The sequence below is a fragment of the Duganella hordei genome (genome assembly GCF_040369125.1).
In the GTDB taxonomy this organism is placed as follows: Bacteria; Pseudomonadota; Gammaproteobacteria; order Burkholderiales; family Burkholderiaceae_D; genus Rugamonas; species Rugamonas hordei.
Genome location: NZ_BPWI01000002.1, coordinates 346,934 through 360,821 on the forward strand (window position 1 = coordinate 346,934; position 13,888 = coordinate 360,821).

The 13,888-nt window shown below is 62.8% G+C and carries 12 protein-coding genes; 4 read left to right on the top strand and 8 right to left on the bottom strand.

Translation table 11 applies throughout. From position 1 onward, the window contains the following. Nucleotides 1-4: 4 nt before the first annotated feature. The 3 genes from ABWW33_RS05800 to ABWW33_RS05810 all read right to left on the bottom strand — a co-directional run bounded on the left by ABWW33_RS05800 (nucleotide 5) and on the right by ABWW33_RS05810 (nucleotide 3,500). A complete protein-coding gene (locus tag ABWW33_RS05800) occupies nucleotides 5-1,675 on the bottom strand; it encodes a GH39 family glycosyl hydrolase (protein ID WP_353399893.1) in 1,671 nt (556 codons plus the stop codon). A 106-nt stretch (nucleotides 1,676-1,781) separates the two neighbouring features. Continuing rightward, nucleotides 1,782-2,684: a substrate-binding periplasmic protein gene (locus ABWW33_RS05805; protein ID WP_353399896.1), complete on the bottom strand. Its 903-nt coding sequence runs from the start codon at nucleotides 2,682-2,684 to the stop codon at nucleotides 1,782-1,784. A 42-nt stretch (nucleotides 2,685-2,726) separates the two neighbouring features. Beyond that, nucleotides 2,727-3,500, bottom strand: coding sequence for a DeoR/GlpR family DNA-binding transcription regulator (locus ABWW33_RS05810; protein ID WP_176654899.1), 774 nt, complete (start codon nucleotides 3,498-3,500; stop codon nucleotides 2,727-2,729). A gap of 73 nt (nucleotides 3,501-3,573) precedes the next feature. On the opposite strand from ABWW33_RS05810, the gene ABWW33_RS05815 reads away from it, so the two are divergent. From ABWW33_RS05815 to ABWW33_RS05825, 3 genes are all read left to right on the top strand, one after another. After that, on the top strand, nucleotides 3,574-4,152 hold the full coding sequence (locus ABWW33_RS05815; protein WP_353399899.1) for an NUDIX domain-containing protein: 579 nt from the start codon (nucleotides 3,574-3,576) through the stop codon (nucleotides 4,150-4,152). A 232-nt stretch (nucleotides 4,153-4,384) separates the two neighbouring features. Further along, nucleotides 4,385-4,624 (top strand): hypothetical protein, encoded by a 240-nt coding sequence (locus tag ABWW33_RS05820; RefSeq protein ID WP_353399902.1) that lies wholly within the window; start codon nucleotides 4,385-4,387, stop codon nucleotides 4,622-4,624. A 39-nt stretch (nucleotides 4,625-4,663) separates the two neighbouring features. After that, nucleotides 4,664-5,023, top strand: coding sequence for a c-type cytochrome (locus tag ABWW33_RS05825; RefSeq protein ID WP_353399905.1), 360 nt, complete (start codon nucleotides 4,664-4,666; stop codon nucleotides 5,021-5,023). Nucleotides 5,024-5,036: 13 nt separating this feature from the next. On the opposite strand, the gene ABWW33_RS05830 is transcribed toward ABWW33_RS05825, so the two are convergent. From ABWW33_RS05830 to tal, 5 genes are all read right to left on the bottom strand, one after another. Beyond that, complete coding sequence (locus ABWW33_RS05830; protein WP_353399908.1) at nucleotides 5,037-6,008, bottom strand: ABC transporter permease; 972 nt, start codon at nucleotides 6,006-6,008, stop codon at nucleotides 5,037-5,039. A gap of 7 nt (nucleotides 6,009-6,015) precedes the next feature. Then, nucleotides 6,016-7,095, bottom strand: a complete 1,080-nt coding sequence (locus ABWW33_RS05835) for an ABC transporter permease (protein ID WP_353399911.1) — start codon at nucleotides 7,093-7,095, stop codon at nucleotides 6,016-6,018. Next, a complete protein-coding gene (locus tag ABWW33_RS05840) occupies nucleotides 7,092-8,621 on the bottom strand; it encodes an ABC transporter ATP-binding protein (protein ID WP_353399913.1) in 1,530 nt (509 codons plus the stop codon). Before ABWW33_RS05840 ends, ABWW33_RS05835 begins: the two co-directional genes overlap by 4 nt. A gap of 98 nt (nucleotides 8,622-8,719) precedes the next feature. After that, entirely contained in the window at nucleotides 8,720-9,715 is a 996-nt protein-coding gene (locus ABWW33_RS05845) for a BMP family lipoprotein (RefSeq protein ID WP_176654585.1), read from the bottom strand. A 131-nt stretch (nucleotides 9,716-9,846) separates the two neighbouring features. Beyond that, a complete protein-coding gene (tal, locus tag ABWW33_RS05850) occupies nucleotides 9,847-10,935 on the bottom strand; it encodes a transaldolase (RefSeq protein ID WP_176654584.1) in 1,089 nt (362 codons plus the stop codon). Nucleotides 10,936-11,504: 569 nt separating this feature from the next. Between tal and ABWW33_RS05855 the strand changes: the two genes are divergently transcribed. Then, nucleotides 11,505-13,853 (top strand): TonB-dependent receptor, encoded by a 2,349-nt coding sequence (locus ABWW33_RS05855; RefSeq protein ID WP_176654583.1) that lies wholly within the window; start codon nucleotides 11,505-11,507, stop codon nucleotides 13,851-13,853. Nucleotides 13,854-13,888: the final 35 nt, after the last annotated feature.

Genomic DNA, 13,888 nt, shown 5'->3' on the forward strand with positions numbered 1-13,888 from the left:
CGGTCTAGTAGCTCAGCGTCAGCAGCGAGACTGCCTGGCGCGGCAGCTGCATCGTGACGGTGGTGCTGTGATCGCGCAGCGCCACCGTTCTTGGCTTGTCCAGCTGCGCCAGTTCGCTGGCCTTGACCAGCTGGGCGATCTGCTCGCCGCTTGGCTGCGCCGGCGCCCCCATCTTCTTCCACAACGCATACGAGTTGCCGTGCTGCTGGTCGATCCGGTAGTGCCGCAGCACCGCGCGCTTGCCGGGTATGCCGGTGATGGTCACAGCCACCGGCGTGCCGTCGTCGATGCGGTCGTCGTCGTGATAATTCCATACCATCACGGCGATCCGGTGCCGGTCCCTGCTGGCCAGGGCGTTGATGTCCGTGCGCTCTCCGCGCACGCCGCCGGCGATGATGTTCGCGGCGTCGTAGGCCAGGTCGCCTTCCACCTTCAGGCGCTGGCCGCCCATCATGCCCAGCATGCGGAACACGTTGAGCACCGGCTTGTTGACGCCGTTCGTGGCCAGGTCGCGGAAGCCCGCGAACCACGGCTGGTCTTCGAACTCGAACGACCAGTTGACCGCGCCGAGCAGATTGACGCCAGTCTGCGCGGCCATGTCGTACTCGCGCGCGATGGAGGCGGCGGTGTAGCTGGCATAGAGCGTGCCGTTGCGGTAGGCGTTTTCCGGGTTGGTCTGCATGCCGCAGGCGGCGCAGCCTTCCGGGTCGGATTCGCCGATGATGATCGGCAGATGCCTGGTTTCCGGATGGCTGGCGACGATGTTGAAGCCGTCCTGTATGCGTTTCAGGTGGATGCCCATGCCCATCTGTACGACGCCGTCCTTCACGGTCGGGCTGCCCTTGGCGTGGAAGGCCACGAAGTCCAGCGGACTGCCGGTTTTTCCGGTGGCGTAGTTGGTCTCGTGCAGACAGTGGACGATGAAGTCGTCGAGGAACTGGCCGGCGGCTGCGGTGTGCGGGCCGCCGATGCGGGCGGTCGGCAGGGCGCGCTTGACCGCGTCGGCCGCATAATCGTACATCTTGAAATAGGTGCGCTTGACGTCCGGCGCGATCAGGTACCAGCCGTCCGGCTCATTCCACACTTCCCAGTACCAGCTCTCCACCTCGGCCTGGCCGTAGCGCGCCACGCTGTGCCTGACCCACTGGTAGATCAGTTCCGACCATTTGGCGTAGTCCTTCGGCGGATACGCCCAGCCAGTCATGATCTCCTGGTACGGCGTGCCCGGCTTCCAGTGGTGCTGGTAGGGCTGCGGGTGTTCGGACAGCGCCTCCGGCATGAAGCCGATCTGCGCCAGCGGCTTCATTTTGCGCTGGATGTAAGTATCGAAGATGGCGTCGACGATGCGCCAGTCGTAGACCGGGTTGCCGTCCTTGTCTTCGGTGTACATATTGGTCGAGCCCCATTTCAGCGCGTAGCTACCGTCGCCGGAACTCATCAGGTTGTGGGCCCGCACGTAGACCGGCACCGGCGACAGCGCGGCGATATCGCCCAGCAGCTTGCGGCCGTTGGGCGCGGTGGTGTAGTTGGGCTCATCGTAGCCGAACCACGCCCAGACGGGCTTCATCGGCCCGGTGGCGGCGTTGGCGTCGACATGGATGGCGACGGGCGCGGATTGCGCGTGGCACAGGGCGGCCGCGCCGCAGAGGACGAGCGCAAGCAGATGGCGTTTCATGATTGTCTCTTGATCTATTGTTTGAGACGATCTTATGCCGATTGTCCTTGCGTCTCCAATAACATCTTCGCGATCTGCGATACCGGAATGGGTATGGCTGTGGCCTTTACTTGCCGGTCAGGGGATTGAACCAGAGTTCGCTGCGCGACAGCGGCGTCTCCGGCGTCAGCGTCGGATTGGGCAGTGTCAGCACGCGGCGTCTGCCCAGCCCCGCGTTCTTGAGGCTTTCGCCTTTGTACTTCTGGAAGATCGCGTTCAGCGAGCCGTCCTTGATCATCATCTCCATGCCGGCTTCGATGCGCCGCGCCAGCAGCTTGCCCTCGGCGTCGCGCCGCAGGAAGAAGTACAAGGGAAGCGGGTAGTACATCAGCAGCGTCGGTTCGACCGCCATGTGCGGATGGCTGGCGCGGCGTTCCTGGAACTCGCGTCGCGCCTCGTCGATGCCGCGGGAGAAAAAATCGAAACGTCCGGCGTCGAGCATCGCGAACAAGCCCCGGTAGGTGGTGCCTTCCTCCACTTCGAAGCCCGCCGCGCGCAGGATGGGCACATCGATCCAGTCCTTGCCCTGGCCGACGCGCAGCTTGCGCAGATCGTCCAGCGTGCGCACGGCGGCGAAGCGCGGCAGGTCGGCGTCGCGCACCAGGAACATGCGGTAGCCCAGCAGGCCGCGATCGATAGGCAGGCGCACCGGGATGAATTGCCGCTCCAGCTCGGGCGAGGTGGCGCGGGCGAAGATGTTGATGCGGCCACCCGGCAGCAGCGCTTCCTGCGCCACGCGCGGCGGCGACATCACATGGGTCGATTGCTGCAGTTCGTAAGGACCGAAGCGTGGCACGGTCTTGTCGAGCGCGGTGCGCAGCACGGCCCAATCGTAGTCGTAGCGGCTGTCGCTGTCGTCGGCGCTGGTGAGCGGATAGACGACATGCGTCCCCGCGCTCGCGTGCAGGCACAATGCCGCCAGCAGTACTCCCAACCAGACGCGCTTTCGATAGCCCCAGGACTGTTTCATCCTGCGAGTATGTCACGGCCTGCCGCGATCCATCAAGTAGCGCTAGGCGCGGATGATGGCTATGTCCATGTTGCGATAAGGGGCAAGCAGGGCTTCGGGCACGGAGCTGTTGACGACGATGGCGCTGACCTGCGCCAGCGGTGCGATCTGGTAGGGCGAGGCGGTGTTCAGTTTTTCGGGCGAGGCCAGCACCACGGTGCGCTGGGCCATGGCGCTGATCGCGCGCTTGATGCCGGCTTCGTCGAAATCGCCGGTGGTGATGCCGGCTTCAGGATGCAGGCTGCAGACGCCCATGAAGTAGATGTCGGTGCGGATTTGTGTAATGGCTTCCAGCGCCGACGGGCCCATCGCGACCACCGAGTGCTTGAACAGGCGGCCGCCGATCAGGATCACCTCGACCAGCGGATGTGCAACCAGTTCGACCGCCACGCTGGGACTATGCGTGACGACCGTGCAGCGCAGCTCGCGCGGCAGGGCGCGCGCCAGCTGCACGGCGGTGGTGCCGCCGTCGATGAAGACGACTTGTCCGTCCGCGATCATCGCGGCGGCGGCGCGGGCGATGGCGGGCTTGGCGTCGCTGGAAATCTGCTGGCGCTGGGCGAAGTCGCCCATGGCCGGCGAAGTTGGCAGGGGCGGAGCCAGGGGCAGGGCGCCGCCGTGCACGCGCTGCAGCAGTCCTTCTGCCGCCAGCTCGCGCAGGTCGCGGCGGATGGTGTCCTCGGACAGGCCCAGTTCCTCGCTGAGGGATTTGGCGACGATCTGCCCATCCTGCCGGAGGCGGGCGAGCAGCAGTTCTTTGCGTTGGCGTGTCAGCATATGCATGAAATATCTTGATGTTGCACGATATTGCATGATATCGTAAAAAAACGCAACCAAGGAGTGTATCGCCATGCTTGAAGACCGCATCCGCATCCACAAAGTGGAAACCCTTTCCGACGACTGGTTCCTGCTGCAGAAGACCACCTTCGACTATCGCCGCAACGACGGCAGCTGGCAGCGCCAGACGCGCGAGACCTACGATCGCGGCCACGGCGCCACGATCCTGCTGTACAACCGCGAGCGGCGCACGGTGGTGCTGGTGCGGCAGTTCCGCTTTCCGACCTACGGCAACGGCCACGACGGCTTCCTGATCGAAACCGCCGCCGGCCTGCTGGACCAGGCCAGTCCCGAGGAACGCATCCGCGCCGAGGTCGAAGAGGAAACCGGCTACCGCGTCGGCGCAGTGAACAAAGTGTTCGAAGCCTTCATGAGTCCCGGCTCGGTCACGGAGCGGCTGTATTTCTTCGTCGCCGAATACGACCCCGCATCGCGCGCCGGCAACGGCGGCGGCTTGGCGGAAGAGGGCGAGGACATCGAAGTGCTGGAACTGGCGATGGCCGACGCCATGCGGATGATGGCCGATGGCCGCATCGCCGACGGCAAGACCATCATGCTGCTGCAATACGCGGCGCTGCACTTGCTTTGCTAGAAATTCGCGGGCTCGACTATCGACTTTGCGTGTCGTCAAACGTCAAAAGTAGTAGAGTCCTACAGTGGCGCATGCGCCTCGTTTCTTTAAAAGTGTTGAAAGAGTTTTGCGTCCGCTATCCGGACGCCGCAAGCGGGGTTCGCCAATGGAAGCAAAGAATGGCTGCAGGCTCACCTCGTAGCTCAGAATATGATAAATGGACCAAGAGTTATCATCAAGGAAAGATTAGGACATGAATGTCATCGCTGACAATATTGATGGGGCGGCTTTGGAGTCCGCTTGGACCGAGTTTGATCGTATAGCCAAGCTTCGAGCTATTACCAATGATGAGGAATACGATCACACTGTGGCCTTGATGAATCGTGTGTTGGACATCATGGGAGAGAGTGAGCAGCATCCTTTGGCCGGACTGCTTGAACTTTTGGCGGTCATGGTCAACTCCTACGACAATGTCCACTACGCGATTGATTGACTTCGAGCAGGCTATGCCGAAAAGCAGTTGCATCGGCGCATGAGAGCATATCTTTTACTTGCGTTGCTGATAGGAGTCCAAGCCGGTGCGACGGGAGATCCGAAGGCCGGCGAGTTGCTGTTCAAGCACTGCGCCTCCTGCCATCAGGTCGGCCCTTACGCACAAGGCGGCTTCGGGCCGCAGCTGAACGCCATCATCGGCCGCCACGCGGCGTCGACCACGGACTACAAGTATTCGGAAGCGATGAGGAAGTCGGGATTGGTGTGGGACGAGAAAACGCTGGCCGCATTCCTGCGCGCGCCGCACGACGTGGTGCCGGGGACCAGCATGCGTTTTTGGGGAGTCAAGGATGAACAGCAGGTCGCCGACCTGCTGTCCTATATGCGCACGCTGAAGTGATCGGCGGGAGCGATTAACGGGACTTGACGAACGGCGTACCCAGCGCTTTTGGCGCCACCGACTTGGCCATCAGGCCGGCCAGCACGATCACCGTCACCACGTAAGGCACCATCTGGATCAGCGAGCCTGGCAGGCGGCCGACCAGCGGCAGGTCCACGCCCTCAATCTGGATCTGCACCGCGCCGAAGAAGCCGAACATCAGGCAGCCGAGGAAGGTGTACAGCGGACGCCAGTTACCGAACACCATCGCCGTCAGCGCCAGGTAGCCGGCGCCGGCCGACATGTCGCGCAGGAAGAAGCCGCTCTGCACGATCGCCAGGTAGGCGCCCGAGAACGAGCACAGTACGCCGGCGATCAGCATCGCGATGTAGCGCTGGCGCTCGACGCTGACGCCGGCCGCGTCGGCCGCATGCGGGTTCTCGCCGCAGGCGCGCAGGCGCAGGCCGAAACTGGTGTGGTACAGCACCCAGTGAACCAGCGGCACCAGCGCGAACGCCAGGTACACCAGCACCGAGTGGCCGCCGATCAGGTGCGCGTACAGCCAGCCGACGAACGGTATGTCCTCAACCGCGGCGCTGCCCGGCAGCACCACGTCGAACAGGCGCGCCTGGCCCAGGTCCGGCGTGCGTCCGCCCTGCTGGAAGAAGAATTGCGCGACCACGAAGGTCAGCCCGCTCATGGCGATGTTGATCGCGATGCCGGCCACCAGCTGGTTGCCTTTCTGCGAGATGGCGACATAGCCCTGCAAGGTCGCCAGCAGCACCGACACCAGCATGCCCGCGGCCATGCCGTACCACGGATTCTGCGTGGCGAAAGCCACGGCGGCCGAGACGAACGCCGAAGCCAGGATCTTGCCTTCGAGGCCGATGTCGATCACGCCCGAACGTTCGGCGAACAAGCCGGCCATGCCGGCGAAAATCAGCACCGGCGCATTGCGCACGGTCGACACCAGGATGCTGCCGATATGGAGGTCTTCAAAAGTCATGACAGTCTCACTTTTTCCGTTTGAGCAGGGCGGCGATGGCGGGGGCGTAGAAGTTTTCCATCGCGCCGCAGAACAGGATGATCAAGCCCTGGATGAAGATGAAGGTCTCGGGCGGAATGTTCTGCTTTTCCAGCGACAGGTCGAAGCCGCCCTGGATCAGCGCGCCGAACAGCACCGCCGACAGGAAAATCCCTACCGGATGCTGGCGTCCCATCAGCGCGATCGCGATGCCGACGAAGCCCGCGCCGCCGACGAAGTTGAGCGACAGGTAGTGGGTCGAACCCATGATGGAGTTGACCGAACCGAGGCCGGCCAGCGCGCCGGAGATCAGCATCACGGTGATGATCATCTTGCTGATGCGGACGCCCGCATAGTGCGCCGCATGCTTGTTCAAACCGGTGGCGCGCAGCTTGAAGCCCCACGAGGAGCGCGACACCATCACGCCGTAAATCACCAGCGCGATGATCGCCAGGAAGAAGCTGATATTGAGCGGCGTCTCGCCGAGGATGGGGAACCACTGGTTCAGGCGCGGCATTTCGGCGGCGGCGCTGAAGGCGCGGCTGGCCGGATTCTGCTCGCCCGCCGGCACCAGGTATTTGACGATCACGGTGTTCATCAGCGCGCCGGCGATGTAGTTGAACATGATGGTGGTCACCACCACGTGGCTGCCGCGTTTCGCCTGCAGGTAGCCGGGCAGGAAGGCCCACAGCGCGCCGAACAGCGCCGCGCCTATCATGCCGACCGGGATCAGTATCCACATCGGCAGCGAACTGTCGAAGGCCAGCATGGCCAAGGTCAGGCCGAGGCCGGCGAAGTACATCTGGCCTTCGGCGCCGATGTTGAACAGGCCGGCCTGCATGGCGATCGATACCGCCAGGCCGGTGAAGATGAAGGTCGAGGCGTAGAACAGCGTGTAGCTCAAGCCTTCCGGATTGACCACGGCGCTGTTGATCAGGATGCCCATCGATTCGACCGGGCTTTCGCCCAGCAGATAGATCACCAGCGCGGCCACCAGCAGGGCCGACAACAGGTTCAGTACGGGCATTACAAAGCCGGTTGCCCAGCGTGGCAGGTCTTGGTTGTTCATGATTTGTGCATCCCGCCCATCAGCAAGCCGATACGGGTCGTGTCGAATTCTTCAATTTTTAGTTCGCCGGTGATGCGGCCGCCGCACATGACCAGGATACGGTCCGCCAGCGCGCGCACTTCCTCCAGCTCCACGGACACCAGCAGGATCGCCACACCGGCGTCGCGCAGGGCGAGCAGCTGGGTGTGGATGCTTTCGATGGTGCCGATGTCGACGCCGCGCGTCGGCTGGCCGACCAGCATCAGCTTGGGCTGCGCCAGCACTTCGCGCGCGATCACCACCTTCTGCTGGTTGCCGCCGGAGAGCAGGCCGATACGCAAATCATGGTTGTTCGGGCGGACGTCGAAGTTCTTCATCAGCTCCGCGCAGCGCGCGGCGATGGCCTTGAAGTCGAACAGGCCCCAGCGGTTTTTCAGCTTGTCCTGGTAGCCGAGGATGGTGTTGTGCATGACCGAGAAGGCCTTGATCACGCCGTCGCGCAGGCGGTCTTCCGGAATGTGGGCGATGCCCAGTTCACGGAAGGTGCGCGGCAGGCCGTCTGCGTCGGAGCGGCCGGCGAACGGCAGCGCCTTGCCCTGGAAGTCGATCTGGCCGGAAGTCGGCAGGCGCATGCCCGACAGGATTTCCATCAACTCGCTCTGGCCGTTGCCGGACACGCCGGCAATCGCGACGATCTCGCCGGCGCGCAGCGTGAAGCCGATGTCGGCCAGCAGCTTGACCTGCTGTTCGTCCTGCAGCAGCAGGTTCTCGATGTGCAGCACAGGCGCGCCCGGGTTGTACGGTTTGCGCGGCAGGTTGTTCTCGATGGGACGCCCGACCATCATGTTGGCCAGGTCTTCCTTGGTGGTGCCGGCGGTCGGCACGGCGCCGATCACGCGGCCGCCGCGCATCACGGTCACGGTGTCGGTGATGTCGAGGATCTCCTGCAGCTTGTGCGTGATCAGGATGATGGTCTTGCCCTGTTCCTTGAACAGCCGCAGGATCTCGAACAGCGATTCGGTCTCCTGCGCGGTCAGGACGGCGGTCGGCTCGTCGAGGATCAGGATGTTGGCGCTGCGGTAGATCTGCTTGAGGATCTCCACGCGCTGCTGCGCGCCCACCGACAGGTCGTGGATGGTGGCCAGCGGATCGACGTCCAGGCGGTAGCGGGTGCAGATCTCGCGCAGCTGCGCTTCGACGGCGGCGCGTTTCGGCTTCAGCTTGAAGCCGCCTTCGCTGCCCAGCATCACGTTATCGAGCACGGTCATGTTCTCGACCAGCATGAAGTGCTGGTGCACCATGCCGATGCCGAGCGCAATGGCTTCCTGGCTGTTGTGGATGCGGCGCGCCTGGCCATCGAGCAGGATCTCCCCGCCGTCGGCGCGGTAGTATCCGTACAGGATGCTCATCAGGGTCGATTTGCCGGCGCCGTTCTCGCCCACCAGGCCGTGGATCGAGCCCTTGGCGATGGCGAAGCTGACGTCCGTGTTCGCTTTGACGGCTCCGAAATGCTTGGAGATGCCGCGAAATTCTACTGCTGGCTGCATAGGATCGTTTTCGGTGCGGAGTTAAGTAAATGCCTGGAACGTTAAACGCGCCGCACGGAGCATGACTCCGCCGGCGCGCTCTCATGTTCAAACAGGGGTCAGGCCGGGCAGGCTGCGCCCGAACGGATGTCGATCACTTTGACCTTGCCGTCGATGATGTCCTTGCGGGCACCGGTGACGCGCTTCTCGATTTCCGGCGTGATCAGCTTGCGGTTGTTCTCGTCCAGCGCCCAATCGACGCCGCCTTCCTTCAGACCCTTGGCGGTGACGCCGGCCTTCCAGGTGCCGGCCTTCATCTGCATGAAGGAGTCGTACACGGCGTTGTCCACGCGCTTGACCATCGAGGTCAGGATGGTGCCCGGGTACAGGCTGTTCTGGTTGGAGTCGACGCCGATCCCCAGCTTGCCTTTTTCCTTGGCCGTTTGCAGCGTGCCCAGGCCCGAGCCGCCGGCGACGGCGAACACCACGTCGACGCCGCGGTCGAATTGCGAGCGCGCCAGTTCGCCGCCCTTGGCCGGGTTGTTCCACGAATCGGAGGTGGTGCCGACCATGTTGGAGCTCACTTCGACTTTAGGGTTGACCGACTTGGCGCCCTGGGCGTAGCCGCAGGCGAAGGTGCGGATCAGCGGGATGTCGACGCCGCCGATGAAGCCCAGCTTCTTGGATTTGGATGCCATGGCCGCGGCCACGCCCACCAGGTACGAGCCTTCTTCTTCCTTGAAGGTGATGGAGTTGATGTTGGCGCCCTGCGCCACGCCGTCGATCAGCACGAAGTGGACTTTCGGGAATTCCTTGGCCACCTTCTGCACGGCCGCCTGCTGGGCGAAGCCGATCGAGGCGATCAGGTCCAGGTTCTTGCGAGCCAGGCCGCGCAGCACCTGTTCGGCCTGGGTGTCGCTGGAGGCTTGCACCTCGATGAAATTGATGTTGGTTTCCTTCTTGAAGCGCGAGGCGCCTTCAAAAGCGGACTGGTTGAACGACTTGTCGAACTTGCCGCCTGCGTCATACACAATGCCCAGCTTAGGGTCAGCCGCGGACGCGCTGCCAGCGATGAAGAGTGCTGCAAGCGTCAAACTAAGTTGTGAAAGTTTCATGAATAGGCTCCTGGAAGAACGATATTGTATATTTTTATTGAACGAAACATGTAATCCGGCGCCGCTTTATCGCCGCAAACCCCTGATTTTTAGAGGTTTGCCTCGGGGATACGCAGCTAATCATCGGCGTATCACGCGGTCAGCGCCAGCAGTTTGTCAAAAGCTTGTTCAAATTGCAGCAAACCGGCGGCCAGCAGCTCGCTGCCCACGGTTTCCAGATCGATGCCGTGGTGTGCCAGCTGCGCCAGCACGGCGCGCTCGGCCTCCACGTCGCCGTCCAGCGTCGGCTCGGCCACGCCGTGGTCGCGGAAGGCGTCCAGCGTGGCGTCCGGCACGGTGTTGATGGTGCCGGCGCCGATCAGGCCCTCGACGTAGCGCACGTCGCGCTCGGACGGGGTCTTGGTCGCGGTGCTGGCCCACAGCAGCCATTGCGGTGTGGCGCCGAAGGCGGCGAACACGGCGAACCCGCTGTCGTTCTTCCAGTCGTGATAGGCGAGGCGGGCGGCGGCCATGGCGGCGCGGCCGCGCACTGCGACGGCGGTGCTGTCGGCGGCGTTCTCCAGCAGGGCGTCGACGGCAACGTCGATGCGGCTGATGAACACGCTGGCCACGCTGGCGATGCGCTGCACCGACAGCTTGTCCTGCAGGCGGCGGGCCAGGCCGCGGCGGTGCGCGGCGCGCACGGCCTGGGTCTGGCTGGCGGTGAAGATCAGCGTCATGTTGACGTTGATGCCGGCGTAGATCACTTCCTCCAGCGCGGCGATGCCGGCCGGCGTGGCCGGAATCTTGATCATGGCGTTGGGGCGGCCGATGACGGCCCACAGGCGCTTGGCGTCGGCCACGGTGCCGGCGGTGTCGTGGGCCAGCCGCGGCGCCACTTCGAAGCTGACAAAGCCGGCCTTGCCGTCGGAGTTTTGGTACAGCGGCGCGAACAAATCGCAGGCGCGCTGCACGTCCGGCAGCACCAGCGCCTCGAAGCGCGCTTCCGGCGTCGCCAGCGCGGTGCGCAGCAGCGGCAGGGCGGCCTGGTAGGCGGCGTCGGTGCGGATGGCGTTGTAGAAGATGGCCGGGTTCGAGGTCAGGCCCTGGATGCCGTCGGCGGCGATCAGTTCGGCCAGCTGGCCGGAGGCGAGCAGGTGGCGGCTCAGGTTATCGAGCCAGATTTGTTGTCCCAGGTCGCCCACCGCGCGCAGGCGGCTGTGTTCAAGCATGTTGTTCATCTACCGTTCCAAGTATGTGACGCAGCGCATCATGACGGCGGTGTTTGCGTCAGCCGGCCTCCGCGCCGGCCCCTCGGGGCCCGCAGAGTCCGCGCATGTCGCACCGCCGCAACAGTCGACGCCAAATTAAATATTTTTATATTGTTGCTTTTTTGTCCGTTTGGAAAAATTTCCTGCTGATTGGATAAATCTGCAGCGGCCTCCCAAGCCTGCCGAAAAACGGCTTTTTCATTGCAAGCCAGGGTGTTTTCGCCCTCGGAGGCCGGCTTTTTCAGGCGATCCACTACTATGCATCAGCGGCGATATGTACGACAAATTCGATTTTACTTAGCTATTTATATAAAATATATATGAATCGAAACACTCAAAAAGTGAGTTTCTGTCATTTTTTTCCATGCTAGCATGGTTGGCAATCTGCATATTGTTATGCGGAAGTTAGTAGTTTTAGTACTGTTTTAGCAATAAGTTTTGCCAATAAAAAGACATCGTCCCGCTGCCAAGCGCGGGGGAGGACGGGATTACGGATGGTATTTACAACTTGCCTACACAATAAATAGGGAGCAGCACTCATGAGCAAAAAAAGTAGTGGTTACGCAGCGCGATCGCTGATCGCCCTGGCTGTCGCAAGCGCCTTCCCGCTGCACGCAGCAATGGCGGCCGACGCCGCCGCCGCAGCAGCAACGGAAGCCGCCGAAGGCCAGGCCGCAGCGGCCAGCGCCCCGGACACCGCCACCAAGGGCCAACTGGAAACCGTGATCGTGACCGCGCAGCGCCGCGCGGAAAACATCAAGGACGTGCCGATGTCGATCGCCACGCTGAAGGGCGACAAGCTGGACGTGCTGACTTCCGGCGCCGCCGACATCCGCTTCCTGGCCGGCCGCTCGCCATCCGTCAACGTGGAATCGGACTACGGCCGTACCTTCCCGCGCTTCTACATTCGCGGCCTGGGCAACACCGACTTCGACCTGAACGCTTCCCAGCCCGTAGGTCTGGTGATGGACGATATCGTCCAGGAAAACGCGATGCTGAAGGGCTTCCCTGTGTTCGACGTCGACCAGGTTGAAGTGCTGCGCGGCCCGCAAGGCACGCTGTTCGGCCGCAACTCCCCGGCCGGCGTGATCAAGTTCGACTCCGCCAAGCCGGTGTTCAAGCAGGAAGGCTATGTCACCCTGGGCGTGGGCAACTACTCGTCCAAGACCGCCGAAGGCATGTTCAACATCCCGGTCAGCGACACCGTGGCGCTGCGCTTCTCCGGCACCACCCAGCACCGCGACAACCGCGTGCACAACACCAATCCGGTCGCCAACACCGGCACCAAGGATTTCGAAGGCTACGGCGACAACGCCTTCCGCCTGCAAGCCCTGGTCAAGCCGAACAAGGACCTGGACGTGCTGTTCAACTACCATGAGCGCGACTACCACGGCAGCGCCACGCTGTTCCGCGCCAATATCATCAAGAAGGGTACCAACGACCTGGTCGACGGCTTCGACTACGGTTCCTACCCGACCGACGGCCAGAACTACCAGAGCCTGAGCACCAAGGGCGGCAGCATCCGCCTGAAGTACAACATGGACGACATCACGCTGCACTCGATCACCGGCTACGAAAAGCTGAAGTTCTACAGCCGCGGCGACGTCGATGGCGGCTACGGCTGCACGCTGTTCTGCGGTCCTGTGCAAGCGGCCAAGGGCAGCGGTCCCGGCGTAATCCCGTTCCCGGTCGAGACGGCCGACGTGCTGCCTAACCACAAGCAGTTCTCGCAGGAGTTCCGCGCCGAGTCGAACTACAAGGGTCCGCTGCAGTGGATCGGCGGCCTGTTCTTCTTCGACGAGAGCATCCAGATCGACAGCATCAGCTTCGACTCCTTCACCCCTGGCAATCCACAGAACGCGGCCTATGCGCAGCAGTTCCAGAACGCCAAGTCGTGGGCCGCCTTCGGCTCGCTGAACTACACGGTGACCGACAAGTTCAAGATGCGCGGCGGTATCCGCTACACCAGCGACAAGAAGGAATTCTCGGCCTCGCGCTATGAACCGCCTGCAAGCTCGGGCCCGTTCAACATCAACAACACCTCGCACAACGTGAGCTGGGACCTGAGCGGCACCTATGAGCTGGACAAGACCACCAACCTGTTCGCCCGCGTCGCCACCGGCTACCGCGCACCGTCGATGCAGGGCCGCCTGAACGGCCTGACCGACAAGCCATCGTTCGCCGGCGCCGAGAAAGCGCTGTCGTATGAAGCCGGTATCAAGCAGGACCTGTTCGACAAGCGCGCGCGCCTGAGCGCCTCGGTGTTCCAGTACCGCGTCAAGGACAAGCAGCTGACGGCAGGTAGCGGCGCGGTCAACATGAATCAGCTGATCAACGCTGAGAAAGTGACCGGCCAGGGTGTCGAGGTGGACTTCCAGGCCAACCTGAGCGACGAGTTCAGCATGACCCTGGGCGGCAGCTACAACGATACCGAGATCAAGGACAAGAACCTGTTCGTCCAGTACTGCGGTAACGTGAACAACAACCCAAGCAGCGGTTGCACCCCGACCAATGCGCCAGGCCCGTTCGCCGGCACCTCCAAGATCGACGGCAACCCGCTGCCACGCGCACCGAAGACCCAGCTGAACTTCACGCTGAAGTACAGCAAGGACATCGGCAACGGCGAGTTTTACGCCTACACCGACTGGACCTACCGCAGCAGCTACAACTTCTTCCTGTACGAGGCGCCTGAGTACAAGGCCAAGCCTCTGACCGAAGGCGGCGTACGCGCAGGCTACAAGTGGGGCAACGGCAAGTATGAAGTGGCGCTGTTCGGCCGCAACATCACCGACAAGCAAGTCCTGATCGGCGCCATCGACTTCGACAACCTGACCGGCATGTTGAACGAGCCGCGCACCTGGGGCGGCACCTTCAAGGTTAACTTCTAATCCAGGATAACCGCTAAAATCCCCGCACTGCCGCA

Coding starts and splice junctions, on each gene's coding strand:
- ABWW33_RS05800 (WP_353399893.1), bottom strand. CDS start 1,675: ATGAAACGCCATCTGCTTGCGCTCGTCCTCTGCGGCGCGGCCGCCCTG.
- ABWW33_RS05805 (WP_353399896.1), bottom strand. CDS start 2,684: ATGAAACAGTCCTGGGGCTATCGAAAGCGCGTCTGGTTGGGAGTACTG.
- ABWW33_RS05810 (WP_176654899.1), bottom strand. CDS start 3,500: ATGCTGACACGCCAACGCAAAGAACTGCTGCTCGCCCGCCTCCGGCAG.
- ABWW33_RS05815 (WP_353399899.1), top strand. CDS start 3,574: ATGCTTGAAGACCGCATCCGCATCCACAAAGTGGAAACCCTTTCCGAC.
- ABWW33_RS05820 (WP_353399902.1), top strand. CDS start 4,385: ATGAATGTCATCGCTGACAATATTGATGGGGCGGCTTTGGAGTCCGCT.
- ABWW33_RS05825 (WP_353399905.1), top strand. CDS start 4,664: ATGAGAGCATATCTTTTACTTGCGTTGCTGATAGGAGTCCAAGCCGGT.
- ABWW33_RS05830 (WP_353399908.1), bottom strand. CDS start 6,008: ATGACTTTTGAAGACCTCCATATCGGCAGCATCCTGGTGTCGACCGTG.
- ABWW33_RS05835 (WP_353399911.1), bottom strand. CDS start 7,095: ATGAACAACCAAGACCTGCCACGCTGGGCAACCGGCTTTGTAATGCCC.
- ABWW33_RS05840 (WP_353399913.1), bottom strand. CDS start 8,621: ATGCAGCCAGCAGTAGAATTTCGCGGCATCTCCAAGCATTTCGGAGCC.
- ABWW33_RS05845 (WP_176654585.1), bottom strand. CDS start 9,715: ATGAAACTTTCACAACTTAGTTTGACGCTTGCAGCACTCTTCATCGCT.
- tal (WP_176654584.1), bottom strand. CDS start 10,935: ATGAACAACATGCTTGAACACAGCCGCCTGCGCGCGGTGGGCGACCTG.
- ABWW33_RS05855 (WP_176654583.1), top strand. CDS start 11,505: ATGAGCAAAAAAAGTAGTGGTTACGCAGCGCGATCGCTGATCGCCCTG.